General features: G+C 60.9%; 12 protein-coding genes and 1 pseudogene. 4 read left to right on the top strand and 9 right to left on the bottom strand.

The genetic code is table 11. The features are described 5' to 3' along the window. Positions 1-172: 172 nt before the first annotated feature. Both istA and istB read left to right on the top strand, forming a co-directional pair. Positions 173-1,471 carry an IS21 family transposase gene (gene istA / locus KB201_RS24215; RefSeq protein ID WP_165629285.1) on the top strand — a complete coding sequence of 433 codons (1,299 nt, stop codon included), beginning with the start codon at positions 173-175 and terminating at the stop codon, positions 1,469-1,471. A gap of 6 nt (positions 1,472-1,477) precedes the next feature. Beyond that, on the top strand, positions 1,478-2,242 hold the full coding sequence (istB, locus tag KB201_RS24210; protein ID WP_004021756.1) for an IS21-like element helper ATPase IstB: 765 nt from the start codon (positions 1,478-1,480) through the stop codon (positions 2,240-2,242). Between the two features lie 56 nt (positions 2,243-2,298). Here istB and KB201_RS24205 read toward each other — a convergent pair. From KB201_RS24205 to KB201_RS24165, 9 genes and pseudogenes are all read right to left on the bottom strand, one after another. Next, positions 2,299-2,805: pseudogene (locus tag KB201_RS24205) on the bottom strand (transposase); the annotation flags it as partial. 243 nt (positions 2,806-3,048) lie between these two features. Next, entirely contained in the window at positions 3,049-6,090 is a 3,042-nt protein-coding gene (locus tag KB201_RS24200; RefSeq protein ID WP_033206569.1) for an RND family transporter, read from the bottom strand. Positions 6,091-6,176: 86 nt separating this feature from the next. After that, entirely contained in the window at positions 6,177-6,803 is a 627-nt protein-coding gene (locus KB201_RS24195) for a TetR/AcrR family transcriptional regulator (RefSeq protein WP_004021759.1), read from the bottom strand. Between the two features lie 300 nt (positions 6,804-7,103). Beyond that, positions 7,104-7,856 carry a TetR/AcrR family transcriptional regulator gene (locus tag KB201_RS24190; protein ID WP_211540851.1) on the bottom strand — a complete coding sequence of 251 codons (753 nt, stop codon included), beginning with the start codon at positions 7,854-7,856 and terminating at the stop codon, positions 7,104-7,106. 89 nt (positions 7,857-7,945) lie between these two features. Beyond that, a complete protein-coding gene (locus tag KB201_RS24185) occupies positions 7,946-8,851 on the bottom strand; it encodes an alpha/beta fold hydrolase (RefSeq protein ID WP_211540849.1) in 906 nt (301 codons plus the stop codon). After that, positions 8,841-9,911: a ferredoxin--NADP reductase gene (locus KB201_RS24180; protein WP_005195189.1), complete on the bottom strand. Its 1,071-nt coding sequence runs from the start codon at positions 9,909-9,911 to the stop codon at positions 8,841-8,843. The genes KB201_RS24185 and KB201_RS24180 overlap by 11 nt, the downstream gene beginning before the upstream one ends. Next, positions 9,908-10,777: an SDR family oxidoreductase gene (locus KB201_RS24175; protein ID WP_211540847.1), complete on the bottom strand. Its 870-nt coding sequence runs from the start codon at positions 10,775-10,777 to the stop codon at positions 9,908-9,910. Before KB201_RS24175 ends, KB201_RS24180 begins: the two co-directional genes overlap by 4 nt. A 47-nt stretch (positions 10,778-10,824) precedes the next feature. After that, positions 10,825-12,345, bottom strand: a complete 1,521-nt coding sequence (locus KB201_RS24170) for an NAD(P)/FAD-dependent oxidoreductase (RefSeq protein ID WP_211540845.1) — start codon at positions 12,343-12,345, stop codon at positions 10,825-10,827. Positions 12,346-12,506: 161 nt separating this feature from the next. Continuing rightward, positions 12,507-13,475, bottom strand: coding sequence for a diiron oxygenase (locus KB201_RS24165; RefSeq protein WP_005195186.1), 969 nt, complete (start codon positions 13,473-13,475; stop codon positions 12,507-12,509). A 133-nt stretch (positions 13,476-13,608) separates the two neighbouring features. Here KB201_RS24165 and KB201_RS24160 point away from each other — a divergent pair, with 133 nt between their 5' ends. After that, positions 13,609-13,947 carry a DUF4873 domain-containing protein gene (locus tag KB201_RS24160; protein WP_006902477.1) on the top strand — a complete coding sequence of 113 codons (339 nt, stop codon included), beginning with the start codon at positions 13,609-13,611 and terminating at the stop codon, positions 13,945-13,947. Between the two features lie 82 nt (positions 13,948-14,029). Next, positions 14,030-17,062, top strand: coding sequence for an RND family transporter (locus KB201_RS24155; protein WP_014928953.1), 3,033 nt, complete (start codon positions 14,030-14,032; stop codon positions 17,060-17,062). Positions 17,063-17,326: the final 264 nt, after the last annotated feature.

The following is a 17,326-nucleotide window of genomic DNA, read 5'->3' as shown; positions in this document are numbered from 1 at the left end:
CACTGTACTTGCGTGGTGCTGCCATGCTCTCCATCCTTCACAGGTTCGAGAGCCTCCGACAGACCCGGGGCGGTTCAGTGTCTTTCGATACCGACGCACCGTATGTTGACGACGCCTGAAAACTGACCCCCTGACGACGGGTGAATTTTGACCCCCCCGTCTTGTTAGGAGGGTGATTTCAGTGGAGCAATGGGCAGAGATCCGCCGTTTGCATCGCAGTGAGGGTGTGCCGATCAGGGAGATCGCGCGCCGGTTGGGGGTGGCCCGCAACACCGTTCGTGCGGCGTTGGCTTCGGATACCGCGCCGAAGTACTCGCGGCCGGCGACGGGCTCGGCGGTCGACGCGTTCGAACCGCAGATCCGGGCGTTGCTGCGGGAGTATCCGACGATGCCGGCGACGGTGATCGCCGAGCGGGTTGGGTGGACGAGGTCGTTGACGGTCCTCAAAGACCGGGTCCGGGCTATTCGTCCAGAGTTTCGTGGGGTAGATCCAGCCGATCGGGTGATCTATCAGCCCGGCGGCTGTTCACAGTGGGATTTGTGGTTTCCGGACTACCGAATCCCTCTGAGCCACAATCAGTTCGCCATGCTACCGGTGTTGGTGATGACGTTGGCGTTCTCCCGGTACCGGTCGGCGGTGATGATCCCGTCTCGCCAGGGCGGAGACATCCTGACGGGAATGTGGCTGCTGCTGTCGCAACTGGGCGGGGTGACCCGCAAACTGGTGTGGGACCGCGAAGCCGCGATCGGCCCCAAGGGCACACCCACCGCGTTGGCGGCCGGCTTCGTGGGCACGTTGGGTACGCGGCTGGAGCTGGCGCCACCGCGAGACCCCGAGTACAAGGGCATGGTCGAACGCAACAACCGGTTCTTCGAGAGCTCGTTCCTGCCGGGCCGCCAGTTCAGCTCACCGGCCGATTTCACCGCCCAGTTCGATCGGTGGCTGGCCGATCATGCCAACACCCGAGTGGTGCGCGCGATCGGTGATCGACGCCCGTGTGACGTGTTCGCCGAGGACCTCGAGCAGATGACCGGCCTACCTCCGACCGCACCGCATATCGGCTTGAGTAGCCGGGTGCGACTCGGTCGCGACTACTACGTACGTGTAGCCGGCAATGACTATTCGGTGCACCCGTCGGTGATCGGTCGGTTCGTCGACATCACTGCCGACCTGCAGCAGGTGCGCATCCTCTGCGGCGAGGTCACCGTCGCCGACCACGCGCGCAGCTGGGCCAACCACGTCACCATCGCCGACCCTCAGCACGTGCGAGCAGCCAAAGAACTGCGCCGCGATTACCGCCGCCAAGACCTCGCCAACCGGGCCCGAAACGCCGCCCGCATCCGCGCCCACCCTGATGGCCACGAGGTGCCGATCCGGGCGTTACCGGACTACGACGAGCTGTTCGGGGTGAACTTTGCCACCCCGCCCCAAGCTCACCCGCCCACCACATCCACCAGCATTGAAAGGTGAAAGACTGTGTCCGACAATCAAACAGGTAAACAGATCGAGTTCGCGGCGCGGGCGTTGAAGATGCCAGCGATCCGCCGATGCTGGGCGGAATTGGCCGAGCGGGCCCGCACCGACAACTGGACCCACGAGCAGTACCTCGCAGCGATTCTTGACCGCCAGGTCAGCGAACGCGAAGCCAACGGCACCATGCTGCGGATCAGCGGCGCGCGCTTCCCTGCGGTCAAAACACTCGAGGACTTCAACTTCGACCACCTTCCAGGACTGCGTCGTGATGTGATCGCCCACCTGGCCACCAGCACCTGGATCGCCAAGAGCGACAACGTGATCCTTCTCGGACCACCCGGGGTGGGAAAAACCCACCTCGCGATCGCGCTCGGGATCAAAGCCGCACACAACGCCTACCCCGTGCTCTTCGACACCGCCACCGGATGGGCCACCCGCCTGACCGAGGCACACACCACCGGCCGCCTGGCCGCCGAACTCAAACGGCTCCGCCGCTACCGACTGATCATCATCGACGAGATCGGCTACCTCCCATTCGACTCCGACACCGCCAACCTGTTCTTCCAACTCATTGCCAGTCGCTACGAACAAGGCTCGATTCTGATCACCTCGAACATGCCATTCGGCCGTTGGGGCGAAGTCTTCGCCGACGACGTCGTCGCCGCCGCACTCATCGACCGCCTCGTCCATCACGCCGAGGTCATCGCTATCGACGGCGACTCCTACCGCACCAAAGCCCGACGAGAACTCGTCAACACCGACCAGTAACCACACCAAAGGGGGTCAAAATTCAACCGTCGATAAGGGGTCAGTTTTCAGCCGCCGTTGACACCGTAGACATCGGCGAAATGCGCTGAGATCTCGCCGGTTGTGAGGCCTTTGGCATACAGCGACAGCACTACCCGATCCACATCGGTGACGCGACGTTTGCTCTTACCGACAATTACCGGGTCGAAGGTGGCGTTGCGGTCGCGGGGCACCTCGATGGGCACCTGCCCGCACGCGTCGGTCAGGACCCGTTTCGTGCGCGTGCCGTTGCGTGAATTGCCGGTGTTGCGGCCGGCCACGTCATGTTTGTCATAGCCAAGATGTTCGGTCATCTCTTCATCGAGCGCGGCTTCGAGCACGCTCTTGGTCAGCGCTTTGAGCAGCCCGTCAGGACCGGTCAGAGCCACTCCCTGAGCGCGTGAGCTACGTACCAGATCGCTCACCAAAGCCTGCTCGGCCTTCGAGAGCTCACGCACCGCATCCGCGGTGGTGACATCGTGTTCCTGACCGGTCTGAACCGGCCCTGCCACCGGGGCATCCACGCCCCCGATTGTGTCGGTCATCGTCGTGATTCCTCCTGCCCCACGCCGGGGGCGATCAAAACCACTTACACCGAATCAGCGACAGTCCCCAACGCCGCGACGGGCCCTCCTGCGAGTTCTACCAGCGTCAACGACGCGAGGGGCGCTCGCACGTGGGTCGGGTGTGGTGCCGCGGCCGACCGTCGAGCGGGTGTCAGTCGATGAGGTGGGCGCGATGGCTGGATGACTGGCGGGGCCGGTCAGATCTCGGCACGTGCGTGCGTACTAGCGGGACGCTGGATGCGTGTCGGTTCGGGTACTCGGCCACCAGCTTGCTCTGCCGACAAGTGTGGCGATGGTCGGCACGACGATGGTGCGGACGATGAAGGTGTCGAGCAGCAGGCCGATGCCGATGATGAGTCCGACCTGGGTCATGATCGAGATGGATCCGGCCATGAGTCCGAACATGCTGGCAGCGAAGATGAGGCCGGCCGAGGTGATGACTGATCCGGTGTTGGTGACGGTTCTCAGGACGCCGATGCGGATGTTGTTTTGGGATTCTTCGCGTAGGCGAGAGATGAGAAGCATGTTGTAGTCGGCGCCGACCGCGACGAGGACTATGAAGGCCAGTAGTGGTACGGGCCAGGCGATGTCGGTTTTGAGGATGTGTTGAAAGATCAGGACGCCGATACCCAGTGCCGCGGTGTAGTTGAGTATGACGGTGCCCAGAAGGTATAGCGGCGCGATGAGTGCTCGGAGTAGGAGTATCAGGATCAGGCCGACGATGGTGAGGGTGGCCAACGCTAGGAGTCGGAAGTCTTCGGTGAGTAGACGTTGCAGATCGGCGTTGATGGCGGGGAACCCGGCTGTCGCGATGTTGGAGTCCTGCAGGGTTGTGTTCGGTCTGGCGGCGAGTGCGACATCGGTGATTGTGTCGGCCAGTTGCATGGCCTCGGTGCTGTAGGGGTCGAAGCTGGTTTGTATTGCGTAGCGCACGGTATGGCCGTCGGGCGAGACGAACTGGCGAGCGACGTCGACGAAACGGCGGTCTGCGTTGGCCTGAGGTGGGAGGTAGAAGCCGGTTGCTGAGTTTGTTCCGGCGGTCTCGCGGGCGGAGGTTTGTAGTTGTGTGGCTAGCGCGGCCATCCCGGCGAGTTGTTGAAGGTTGCTGTCGATCAGCGCGGATACACCGGCGGCGAGTTGGCGTGATCCCGCCGCGAGTTGACTGATACCTGTTTGCAGTTGGGTGAGCTTGCCGGGAAGGTCTTGGCTGCTGATGCTTCCCAGCGTGGAGCCCAGTGAGTTGACGGTGGAAGTGAGTTGGTCGGTGACTGTTGAGATCGGTGTATCCAGCTGCGCGAGTTGTGTTGACAGCGTGGCGATCTGGTCGAGGGTCCCGTTGCTCAGTAGGGCGTCGAGATTGCGGGTCTGCGCGCGCAGAGCTGCGCACTGCGGGACTTGGGTGCACCAGGGCGCATTATCGAGGATGGGCAGGATCGAGGTCACTGTTGCCAGGGCTGCAGATGTTTGGCGGGTGAGCGCGGCCAGCTGTGGGGCATTCTGAGAAGCGCGATCGAGCGCTGGTGCAGATGCGGCGAGTTGGCGTAGTAGTGGCTGGTACTGCTGAATTTGCTGCCCGGCTGTGCTTGCCTGATCGAGGATGCCGGCCAGGGGGGCCAAGTTGGTGCGTACCTGGGTGTCGAGCTGAGTAAGCCCGTCGGCGAGTTGGAATGCGCCTGTACGGAGCTGTTCGAGGTCACCGCGGCGGTTCTGGCCATCGTCGACCGCACCCGCCAGCCGGTTCCCGATCTGGCCGTTCTGCCAGGACAGCTCGGCTTGCTCGAGCTTGTCCCCGGTGGGACGGGTAACGCCGATGACTCGAGTCACTCCGGGGATCTGGGATACACGTGAGGCCATTTGCTCAAGATCGGCCAGCCCGCTGGCAGTACGGAGATCGATCGGTGCATCTACGACGAGGAACTCGGTGATAGTGACGTCTTGAGGGAAATGACGGTCGAGCAACGCGTAGCCTTCGTTGCTGTCGGTTGTCGCGGGTTGCCCCTCACGATCGTCGAAGGTGATCTGGATGCCCGTCGCGAAGACGCTAAGCACGATTAGCCCGACCAGGGTTAGTGCCAGCAGCGGCACAGGACGCCGCACGACGAGCACGGCGACGCGATTCCAGTACTTTCGGGTCAGATCTCGCCTGGGTGCGCCCCAGCCGAATCGTGCCGCCCACAGCAACACCGGTGGTAGCAGGGTGACCGTGGCGAGGAATCCGATGAGGATGGCGATCGCGCATGCCGGACCCAAGGTGGAGAACACGCTCAGCTGACCAAAGACCATCGCCAAAAAGGCCAGCGCCACCGTGGCAGCTGAAGCCAGGATGACCCGTCCGATAGTTGCTGTCGCGTCCACGAGCGCAACCTCGGTGGTGGCGTCCTGGCGTAGCCGTTCGTGATAGCGACTGATGAAGAAGACTGAGTAGTCGACCCCGGCTCCGAGCAGGATGACGGTCATGAACGCGACGGTGAACTGCGATACCGGCATACCGAGTTCGCCGAGTGCGGACAAGATGCCACGGCCCACGCCGAGGCTGACACCGATCACCAACAACGGCACCAGCGCGGTGAACAGCGATCGGTAAACGATCAACAGAATGATCGCGATAAGCGCCACCGTCGCCAGAGTGATCACGACTAAATCGCTTTCAGCACTGACGATCTGGTCACTGAAAGTGGCTGTCGGCCCGGTGACATGGACAGTGGTGCCCGTACCGTCAAACACGCGCTGCGCGGTTTGGCGCACGGTCTCCACAGCATGCGTGGCCGTTGGCCCTCCCAATGTTCCGGTGACCCCGACAGGCAGGTACCAGGCTTGCCCGTCCTCACTCAAGGCTTGGCCGGCCGTCGTCGGATCGGAAAGCAAATCCCGCACTGACTGCACATCGTCGAAATTTTCGCGCAGCTGCAGAACGAGCATGTCGTAGCGTTCCCGCGCCACGTCGGTGAACCCGTTCGGGTTCTCCATGGTCACGAAAACAGTGGTCTTGGCGCCCTTCTCACCGAACGCACCACCCATCTGATCGAGTGCTTGAAACGATGGAACCCCAGCAGGGATCGGATCAACAGACTGCTGCCGCACCACCGTCTCCAGCTGGGGAAACAGAATCGCCAAGACGATACCCACAGCCACCCACGCCCCGATGACGAGGAATCTGTGCGCCAAGGTGAACCGTGCCAACCGCCCCAATGTCGTGCTGTACTCGCTGCGTTCCGCCAACCGGCGCGCCGCCAAGCGCCCACCACTTGGACGTTGGACCACCATATGCAGCACCTCACCCTCGACCCAGCCCGTCTACGAAACCGACGGTATCGTTACGGTACTAGCAGTACCGTAGATGGGGAAGGAGGTCAGGAGGTTTGGTGTCGCCGGTGGGCCATGAGGAAATCGTCGACAAGCTGTTCGAGATCGCCAACGGTCATCGACCGAATGCCCGTGAGCTTGGCAAAGATCAGCGGGCCCGCGAGCTGGGTGACAGCCATGGTCAAATCGAAGTTGTCGAGCTCAGCCGTGGCCACGTCACTCGTCAAAACTCGATCGAATGGTTCTCGATACTGCTCGACGACTCGACGACGCAGTGGCGCGAGCGCGTTCTGATCCCCGTCGGATTGCCCGGATTGCCGGGGCTGCTCGGGAAGCATTGCCAACCATGCCAGCGTCGTCAACTGCAGCGGTGCATGCTCAATAAGCTCAGCCTGCCGCTGCATCAGCTTCAGCAGGTCATCACGGATCGACGTCGTCGTCTCGGGGGTCTCGGCCTGAGGCAACAATCGCTCGAAGGCAGCCGCCACCAGATCTGTGGAGCTCTCGAAGTGACGATACAAGGTGGTGCGAGCAACACGAGACAGTCGAGTGACCGCCTCCACGGTAACGGCTTCGACCCCGCCACTGTTCAGCAAGGTCACCGCAGCATCCAACAAACGCTGACGCGACCGAACCCGCCTCGGGTCAACATCGTCGAAATCGATGGTTTCCACCCTGGCCACTCCCTACGAAACCAAATCAAGAACCTCTGACTGCACACCAATACCGTCGGTAACAGAACGAAACTGCCAGTGGCGGTACCGATGGAAGGCTCGAGGGGGGCCTTATGAGTGCCGCCACGACTGTGGCACTGTCGTCAACAGTACCGTCTGTAGCGCTCCGCTACTAAGATGAGCGGCGACCAAGGATGATCCCCCATGACAGCCAGCAGTCAGGATTGTGAAATGCGCTCCGTTTGTGTGAGCAGTTCTGCCGCGTGCGTGACACAGGGCGGACCACCCGTACGAAGGGGATCAGACGGCGTCGAGGCGAGTGGCGAATGCAGGGTCTCCGAAGGGCCTGTCTCTATGGAATCGAACGCCCACCGTGGCCGCAGCGCCGTCAATAATCCCCCACGAGGTCTGGCACAGGTGCGCGGCAAACAAGTCCCTGCTCATTCCATTCTGCCGACCGTGATCGATCCACCACTGGGTCGCTGATAGACCAGCCCCTAGGATAGAGGCCACTGCTACGGCGACGAGGGACTCGTCGGCGCCGACCTCTCGGAGGCCACGAGCGAACTCGTCAGAAATAATCTCCATTGCCGATCTCAGCTGATCTGCGGCCCCTCCCTCGCCGGACTCAGAGTACTGGAACATGTGATTCGTCATGAGGAAACGGACGACCGCCGGATGGTCGTCGACCAAGGATACGTATGCAGAGATCGCTGAACGGAAAAGCTCGTCAACGGAGCTGTCTTCCTGTCCGGAGAGCAGAGTTGACTGCGCTGACTCCCACATCATCGAACCCAGACGTGCTGCCACGGCGGAATAGAGCCCAGCTCTGTCACCGAAATGGCGGTAGAGCTTAGGTTTCGACGCACCTGCCTCTTCCGCAAAATCGTCCATGCTCACAGCATCGCCGAACTTTTCGATCGCGCGTATAGCCGCGTCGACGAGTTCAGCCTTAACGACAGCGCGGTGGTCGTCCCAACGCGTGCTTCGTGCGTCGCGCACACGACGCTGCACTTTCACCGGGGCCGCGGAGATTCGACGGACTACAGACATGGCCTCCTAGGTTATCAGGATGGACGACTCGTCGCGCCGGTGAGCACGTGGCGCCCGCGTGGCCGAGGCATTGGTTGATGAGACGAGCTTCAGGCGGATCTGTCTAACCTGGCCACAGCTGAATTGAAGTCTTCAACGGCCTCTAGGTTGGACATGTGACCGACCTTGTCGAGAAGAGTGAATTCAAATAGAACGCCCTGCCGACCCAGTCGCGCTGCGAGATCCACCGAATGGGCCGCCGGGGTCAGTCTGTCGGCATCGCCCACGATGACCGCCGCCGGCACTGTCAGCGAGTCAACACCCCTGCTGACGTCGATTGTCGCCAAAACCGCACCCCACATCCCCCGCACCTGTGGTGGGCATCGCAACACGATGTCGGCGCACTCATCGATTACCTCGACAGTCGCGCCCGGGCCCAGGGTTCCGTAACGAATCAGGCGGCGAGACAAACGCGTGTCCTGCATCTCGGGTCCCGCGACCGCAAGACCAGCCGCGAAGGCCCGTTCAAGTCTCGGTCGTAGCTGGCGGGGAACTTTGAGTAACGTTGACCGATCCACCAACTGTGATGGCCCGGTGCTTGCCAGTACTACTCCGCGGGCCAGCTCCGACACCGAGGCTGGGTACTCAGCTGCCCAGCTCATGATGGACATACCTCCCATGCTGTGTCCGACCACGACAGCCTTGTCGGTGGGAGTGGCTACCGCCCGAACTACGGCCTCCAAGTCATCGGCCAGAAGTCTCGCCGAGAACGGTACCCGGCCCCGGTCGCTCCACCCGTGTCCGCGTTGGTCGTAGACCACTACCCTATGCGTCGCCGCGAACTGTTCGATCTGTGGCCGCCAGAAACGCCCCTGACAGGCCCAGCCGTGACTAAAGACTAGAAGTGGAGCATCCCGGCCCGGGCCGAATTCCTGGGCGAACAACCTGGTTCCGTCGGAGGAGAGGACCTCGAGGTGCCGCGATCCTCGCGACTCGCTCGCTATCTCAGAGGTCATCGAAGCTCACCGTGACTGCATCCGTCAGCGGAAGTGCCTGACACGCAAGCCGTTCACCGTCGGCAATGTCATCTTCAACGAGGATGTGGTTTTGTGCCATTTCTACATCACCCTCAACCAGCTTGCATACGCACGCGCTGCAGGCCCCTTCTCGGCAGGAGTACGGGGCATTGTGACCTTGGGCCAATAGCACGTCGAGCAACGGAGTGTTGCGCGGCCACTCAGTCGTGATGGACTGCCCATTCAGATAGACCGTGGCGGTCGCCACACCATCGTCGTCACTGAGCTGACGCATCGTGGCTGTCTCGAATGGATCTCCGGTCAGTGACTGAAAGACTTCTCGATGTACCGAGGCGTGCTCGACACCGCAGGCCTCCGCCGACTTCTGAACCAGATCCATGAACGGCGCCGGACCACAGGTGTAGATCTGTGCACCGCGGTGCTCACGTATGGCGGATTCGACATCCTCAGGTGCCGGAATCCCCATAGCCGACTCCAACCAGTGGAAGACCGTGAAACGCTCGGGGAACTCGGAGGCGATCTGCGCCAGTTGGCCCTCGTACATGATCGACTCGGCATCGCGATTCGCGTAGAACAGTGTGACTTCGCCCCCGCCGCACACAAGCGCCGACTTAATCAGCGACAAGACCGGAGTGATCCCACTTCCTCCTGCAAAGAATAGAAAATCGACGTCGAGATTCTTAGCCGTGAAGTGCCCCGACGGCGGGAGGACGGTCAACTCCATTCCCGTCATCGCGTTGTCGCACAGCCAGTTCGATGCGTAACCGTTCTCCGTCCGCTTGATCCCGATCTCGAGACGGAAGTCCTCGACGTGAGGCGAGCTGCTCAACGAGTAGCATCGTGCGACATGACCGGTCCGATCAGATGGGATCTTCACGGTGATGAATTGCCCTGGGACATGCTTGAACTCCTCGACCATGGCATCGGGGATCTCGAACGAAATGGTGACGGAGTCTTTCGTTTCCTGGGTCACTTCTGAGACGCGCAAGGTGCGTGAGCGGGCTGCGGCAGCCGGACGTGCATCGGGTTCGACGGTCACTTGAGGATCCCCTGTCTACGTGCGACCGCGTAACCCGCTCGTGTCAGTGGCGCCGCGATGTCCTGGTAGCGGGGACCGATCACCCGTGCCACGAAGTCGAAACCGCGGGCGTCCGCACCGATCAACACTCGTGCCTTCTTCTTGTCCATACCTTTGAGGATTGTCGCCGCTGCTTTATCCGGGGTGCTTCGTGCGATCCTGTCGAACAGCGAGGCGACAGTCGCGGTGTCTGCCCCCATGGCGGAAACGCCTCGGGCATTGTTGACGATGTTGGTTTTTACACCCCCCGGGTGCACACATGTCACTGTGACCGGGTATCGACTGATTTTCATCTCCTGTCGGAGCGCCTCGGTGAAGCCTCTGACGCCGAATTTCGCGGCATTATAGGCGCTTTGGCTGGGGATTCCGATCAAGCCGAAGACGCTCGACGTGTTAATGAGATGTCCGTCCCCGGACGCGATCAGGTGAGGCAGAAACGCCTTCGACCCGTTAACGACTCCGCCAAAGTTGATGCCCATGAGCCAGTCGAAGTCTTCCCAGCTCATGTCGACCACGTCGACGCCCAAGGCCACGCCGGCGTTGTTGAACACCATGTCGACGTGGCCCGACTCTGACCGCACTCCGTCGGCATAGTCCTGAAAAGCAGCGCGGTCCGCAACGTCTAGTACGGCGGCGGTTACCGTTGCCCCATGCGTGGTGCGGCAAAGTTCTGCAGTCTCCTTCAAGTGCATCTCATCAATGTCGGACAGTGCCAGTGCGGCACCTCGCTCCGCCAACTGGAGTGCCAGAGACCGACCGATCCCTGACGCGGCACCGGTGATCACTGCCACCTTGCCGGTATAGTCATGCCGATTAGAACTGCTCACCGTCGTCCCACCATCTCTTCGAATCGTGTCTCTCCGTGCGTTCGGGCTCAGGCGATGTCGTACTCGGCGGGGTCGAAATCTTTTGTGGCGCGCCAGTACTGCCATGTGAAGCCCGGCCACACGGTCCGGTTGACGCCCTGCGAGTCGAGATACCAACTCGTGCAGCCGCCGTTGGTCCACACTCCCTTGGCCAGCTTCCGCTGGATGTCGGTGTTGAACTGTTCTTGCACGGACGGGCGTACGTCAACCTTCTCAGCGCCTCGGCTTTCTACTGTGTCGATGGCCTTCATGATGTATTTGATCTGTTGCTCGATCATGAACACCACTGAGTTGTGGCCGAGGCCCGTGTTGGGTCCGAGGAGGAAAAACAGGTTGGGAAAACCCTCGGTCGTGATGCCCAGGTGCGTGTTAATCCCCGTCTGATGCCAGTGGGACGGGAGATCCTCGCCAGTGGCACCTTTCAGGGCGAGCTGATCGAAACCATCAGTCACGTGAAAACCGGTCGCATAAATTATAACGTCGATGAGGTGCTCGACGCCGTCTGAGGTGATGATGGAATCAGCGGTCACCTTCTCAATCCGATCGCTGATGACAGTGGTGTTAGGTGCCGCAAGTGCAGGGTAATAGTCGTTTGACCCCAGAATTCGCTTACAGCCGATGCGATATGACGGGGTCAGTTTCTTGCGCAATGCCGGATCAGAGATGGAGCGTTCAATGTTCCACCGAGCGACCTTTTCAATTGGCCGCATAAGGTTAGAGTGACCGTTGAGGCCGAAGGCTAGGCTCTCCGCACCCCAGTACACCGACCACCTGGCGATACGACGTGCAATCGGGAGTTTGCTCAGAAGAGTCCGCAGGGCCGGCGGAACGGTGAAATTCTTGCGGGGTAGGACCCAGGCAGGGGTTCGCTGGAAGACCTTGAGGGACATGGCCTCCTTCTGTACGAACGGCACAAACTGGATAGCGCTGGCACCAGTGCCGATCACGGCGACACGCTTGCCCTCCAGATCCACCGAATGATCCCACTGTGCGGAGTGAAACGCTTCGCCTTTAAAGTCCTCAATCCCCGAAATTTCGGGAAAATTGGGGATATGCAGCGCACCGACTCCTGAAACTACGAACTGAGCAATGTACTCACGTCCGGACTCAGTACGCAGGTGCCACCGCGACTCTGACTCGCTCCAGTATCCGGAAACCAACTTCTGACCGAAATGAATCTTTTGTGTCACGCCGCGCTTGTCCGCGACGTCTTGTAGATACCGCTCAATTTCTGGTTGTGACGACCACACCTTCGACCAGCTACCTCGACTTTCGAATGAGTACGAGTACATCAGCGACGGGACGTCACATGCACAGCCCGGATAGGTATTGTCGCGCCAGGTTCCACCGACGGAGCTTGCCTTCTCCAGGATTAGAAAGTCGCTGTACCCGCGACGTCTTAGCTGTGCGGCCATCCCGAGACCAGAGAACCCGCTTCCGATGATCAGAATCTTGGTCGAAATCGGGTCGTCGGTTGAGTCGGTTTTGGCGGCGGCGCGCGAGGCGCGCCGGGTAGTTGAAGATGCCATGTTTATGCTTTCTCCCTCGTGGGTTCGTTGGCACAACACATCACCTGCGCACAGTGGCAGCGGGTGATCTGTTGAGGCGGAAGTGATCGCGAAGCCATCGAGAATGCTCCGCACAGGTCTAACTGATGTCGACCGTGACGGCTCGGCCGCGTGAACGGAGATCAGCGGAGATCGTCGGGAAGGCTCCGCGTCGCGCGCCACATGGCCATTGTGAACTTGCCTTCCAGCATTCCCGCCTCATGGAAGAACCGAATCATGGGCTCCGACATGAACTGCAGGTTGGTCCGATAGTTTGGGCTGGTTTGTTGTGCCCATACGCCACGCCAGCGGCTAATTCCCACTGCGGGGTACACTTTCGGATTAATGAGCAGCGGGTACGCCAGGTTCGCGATGACGGCAAGCACCCCTCGGTGCCAAGCGCGCGTCGCCTTACGTCGACGCTGCATGCCTTCGATCATCTCCAGTCGCGCAAAGGTAATGTGACGGGCTTCCTCGAGGACATGGATCTTCATGAGCTGGCGAAGCTGAGGCTGCATACTGGGGTCGTTCATCGCCTCGCGCTGGGCGCGGTCCAGGATTTCCTCGATCAGCAGCGTGGCTCCGGACACCGACGGTCCGAGCGGGACGAAATGCAGGATCTTTGCGAAGCTCAAGAAGCCCTTAGGGAGCTTGTAAGGGGGCACGCCTGTTTTGTTAATGAGGCGCGCGAACATAGTGGAATGGCGGGACTCATCGCCGATTTCTGTTAGCGCGTATAGGGACTTCTGATCGGTTAGGGCCCCCTTTGCCGACATGCGCAGGAGCGCCGAACTCAAGAGGTTCTCTGCGTAGATGCCGAAACTGAGGATGCTCACGATCTCGTGGCGTCCCAGCTCGCGACGCTGCTCCTCGGTCATCTTGTTCCATAGTTTGGTGCCGTATAGCGACACCCGGTGCTCTGGCAGAAAGTACTTGCCTTCCTCCCAGGGCGACTCCCAGTCGATGTCGATCTCCGCGTCGTAGAACTTCTCCGCGGAAGACCGCAACAGACGACCTGCAGATCGTTCCATGTCGACGGGCTTACGCCCGTTCACCCGGGCCATGCCCTCCTGTGAAAAGTCGGGCTTGATATGGGCATCCTGCACGGTCATGTCTTCTCCTCGGTCGTTCAAGGCTGGGAGTCGGGGCCTGGCGCCCAGTACCCATTACTCGCAGTATCTGGTACTGCTAGTATCCACGAACCGCGTTATTTGTCAACGCTCAATGCGAAGAAGGTAGGGCTGCATGTCTGACGACCATGACCTCGACTACTCCGGCGAAGGAACCCTGGTGTGCCGCGGGACGGAGATCCATGTCGAAGCGAAGATCAAAGGCTATTTCCAGCCGCTGAACGGCCTCTACACCTGGTATGGCCGGATTCAGAAGAATGATGAGCTCGACGAGCTCCTGAAGGGCGCCCGCGCGATCGCTGTATTTACGACCCCCGAGGGCCGAGCGGAGTGTGTCGTCGGGGATCCCGACTTCTGGGGCCGATACCGCATCTCAGGTAAGAGCACCCCCCCATACCACCTGCCCACCACTCTCGAGGAGGTCGAAGACATGGCCGAGCACCACCGCAAGTGACAACCATCCACCGCCGCACGGACGTTCGCATAACGGGTCCGCACGATTGGGTCGCCCACTTCAGGTCGAGAGGATATTGCACATGGTGAGTTCGTCTCCCATTCGAACCCGCCCGTCGAGAGGGGGCGAGAAACTCGGCGAGTACAGTCCGACCCTTGAGCGGGTTGCATGGTTTACCCTCCGCCGCAAGGGAATTGTGACGCTGGTCTGGCTCGGCGCCGCCATCGGCTTAGGCCTTCTCTTTCCTCAACTGGAGTCAGTGATACGGGAACAATCTGTGGATCCGATCCCGGCCGGAGTCCCGTCTTTTCAGACCTTGGACCGTATGGGTGCATCTTTCGACGAGCGCGGCGCCAAGACCACAGTATTCGTTGTGATGGAGAACAGTGCAGGCCTGTCCGACAACACCCGCGATCGATATCACGTGCTTGTCGACACCCTGCGGGCGGACGACAGGCACGTCATCGCTGTCCGGGACCTGCTGAGCGATCCCCTCACCGCAAGTCAGGCTCTCAGCAAAGACAAGCAAGCCTGGTATCTGCCCGTGGGAGTGGCCGGCACACTCGGGGGACCCGATACCGCGGAGGCGGTCGCAGCGGTGCGTGAGATCGCTGAGAGTATCTTTCGTGACAGTGGGACGACAGTCCGTGTGACAGGCCCGCCCGCGACCTTTAGCGACCAACTCGCCGTGGGCGAGTCGGATCTGGTCCTGATCACTGTTGCCACCGTGCTGCTGATCGCCGTGATCCTCCTGATCGTCTATCGTTCGGTCTTCACCGCGCTGATGCCGCTGCTTGTCGTGGGCATGAGCTTGGCTGTGGGTCGCGGAGTTCTATCTGGACTGGGCGAGCTGGGCATGCCGGTATCCCAGTTCACGTCAATGTTCATGACCGTCATCATCTTTGGTGCCGGAGTTGACTATTCGGTGTTCCTCATCAGCCGCTATCATGAAGGTATTCGAGCGGGTTACTCTCCTGATGTCGCTATCGCCCACGCGAATGCAACTATCGGCCGCGTGGTTCTAGCGTCGGCGGGCACTGTGGCCCTAGCGTTCCTGGCTATGGCCTTCGCCAAGCTCAGTGTGTTTAACACTTTGGGTCCGGCCTGCGCAATCGCCATAGCTTTCGCATTCTTGGCGACGGTGACATTGCTGCCCCTCGTACTCTCTTTCGCTGCCAAGAAAGGCGCCGGCCTTCCCCGCCGTGACCTGACGCGGGATTACTGGAGAAGAGTCGGAGTCATGGTTATCCGGCGGCCGGTCCCTCTGCTCGCGATCAGTGTGGTCGTGTTGATCGGCCTCGCCATGGTCGCCGCAACAATTCAGATCACCTACGACGATCGCGAGGGGCAGCCACCTGACACAGGGAGCAACGAAGGATACGCGCTTCTCAACCGCCACTTCCCGAAAGACATCATCATCTCAGAATTCTTGGTGGTGGAGTCCGAGAACGACATGCGCACGGCTCAAGGCCTTGCCGACCTCGACCAGCTAGCCTCCCGCGTCGCGCAGATTCCCGGCGTGACCAGGGTCATTGGCGTGACGCGGCCGACCGGTGAGAAGCTAGAGCAGGCGCAATTATCTTGGCAGAATGATCAGATCGGTACCAAGATCACCGAGGAGACCGGTGATGGACAGGCCCGCAAGGGTGATCTGGCCGTCCTGAAGACGGGGTCAGAGCAGCTCGCCGGAGGCCTGGCACTGTTAGAAGACCAGATATCCTCCAACCTCGCTCCGCTGTCGGGGTTGCTCGACGAGGTGTCGTCATTTGGCCCGCAGCTCGACGAGTATCGGCCGCTTGTGAACCAACTGGCGAACGCTGCCCCAAGGCTTAGACAGTTTTCCAAGCAAGCGCCCGAGCTGTCTCAACTCGCACGTCGGGCCCAGTCTGCGGCAGATGCGGTCGCGCCGGCGTTGTCCGCGTTAGACAATCCGTGGTGCCAGCAGATCGCGCAGTGCTCGGCACTGCGCGCGCAAATGGCCGACATCCGGGCACTCGCGGATGATCAGTCGCTTGGGAGGGTGGCTGACTTTGCCGCGCAGCTCGGCCGCGTGAGTGCGCCAGGCTCGACCAACATTGCACAGCTGCAGCGTTCTCTTCAAACGCTGGATTCTGCACTACAAGCCATCGGCGGACAGGACCTCGGGAACAGGCTCTCGCAACTCGAATCCGGCGTCGGCGCACTTGCCGACGGCGCGCGTCAGTTGTCGAACGGAGTCGGTGCTCTGGTGGACAGCAACCTTCAGCTACTCAGTGGACTGGCACAGGTCGCCGCACAGCTTCGGGCTCCCGCACGGGAGGTCGGCGATTCTGACTCGGCAACCGGCTTCTATCTCCCCGCGGATGCGTTCAAGGACCAGCAGTTCAGTCAGGTCGCTCGACAGTTCATCTCGTCCGACGGGAAAACCGTGCGCTATGCGGTACAGACCGCCTACGACCCATACTCTGCCGATGCAATGACGCTGGCGAACGAGCTGTCCAGCGTCGCCGAGAACGCGATGCCGAACACCACTCTGGAGGGCGGACGTGCTTCTGTTGCGGGCTTTCCTGCGATCAATGCCGACGTCCAGCGACTGTTGTCGTACGATTTCAAACTGCTCGGCATAGCCACCCTTCTCATCGTGGGTCTGATCCTGATGCTGCTGTTGCGGGCCGTCGTTGCACCTGTCTATCTCCTTGCAACCGTCGTCTTGAACTACATGGCGGCTCTCGGTATTGGTGTGCTCGTACTTCAACACATCCTCGGTGCCGGGATCGCCTGGCCCGTGCCACTGGTGTCGTTCATTGTCTTGGTGGCGGTGGGCGCCGACTACAACATGCTGCTGGTGTCACGGCTGAGAGAGGAAACGAGGTGGAGCGTGCGGGTCGGCGTAATGCGTACCGTCGCTTACACCGGGTCGGTCATCACCTCGGCTGGGTTGATATTCGCGGCCAGCATGTTTGGGCTGATGGTCGGGTCCATCGATGTGATGGTGCAAATCGGGTTCATCATCGGTGTCGGTTTGCTGCTCGACACGTTCCTGGTGCGGACCTTAGTAGTCCCGGCGCTAGCGGTGCTGCTGGGCACTGCGAGCTGGTGGCCGGGTGACATCGACCGTTTCCGGCTCGCCCCTTGACCATCGCAAAAGTCACGCGGACGGACCCATGGGGATCTGACAAGCGTCGGTCGCTGAATATCCCGACCATTCCGTCAACAGGTAGGAGGGGCATAAGCATGACGCAGCACCGTCGCCCGTGATAGATGAGTTGCGTCCTAATTCAAACGCTAGCTGCACTGACCTTGGTACGCGGCTGGCTGGTGGTTGAACCGCCCCGGGTCTGTCGGAGGCTCTCGAACCTGTGAAGGATGGAGAGCATGGCAGCACCACGCAAGTACAGTG

The sequence above is a fragment of the Gordonia sp. SCSIO 19800 genome (genome assembly GCF_018132775.1).
Taxonomy (GTDB): Bacteria; Actinomycetota; Actinomycetes; order Mycobacteriales; family Mycobacteriaceae; genus Gordonia; species Gordonia hongkongensis.
This window is presented reverse-complemented; position numbering and strand designations above follow the sequence as displayed.

Coding starts and splice junctions, on each gene's coding strand:
- KB201_RS24200 (WP_033206569.1), bottom strand. CDS start 6,090: ATGGTGGTCCAACGTCCAAGTGGTGGGCGCTTGGCGGCGCGCCGGTTG.
- KB201_RS24185 (WP_211540849.1), bottom strand. CDS start 8,851: ATGACCTCTGAGATAGCGAGCGAGTCGCGAGGATCGCGGCACCTCGAG.
- KB201_RS24155 (WP_014928953.1), top strand. CDS start 14,030: ATGGTGAGTTCGTCTCCCATTCGAACCCGCCCGTCGAGAGGGGGCGAG.
- KB201_RS24160 (WP_006902477.1), top strand. CDS start 13,609: ATGTCTGACGACCATGACCTCGACTACTCCGGCGAAGGAACCCTGGTG.
- KB201_RS24190 (WP_211540851.1), bottom strand. CDS start 7,856: ATGTCTGTAGTCCGTCGAATCTCCGCGGCCCCGGTGAAAGTGCAGCGT.
- KB201_RS24170 (WP_211540845.1), bottom strand. CDS start 12,345: ATGGCATCTTCAACTACCCGGCGCGCCTCGCGCGCCGCCGCCAAAACC.
- KB201_RS24165 (WP_005195186.1), bottom strand. CDS start 13,475: ATGACCGTGCAGGATGCCCATATCAAGCCCGACTTTTCACAGGAGGGC.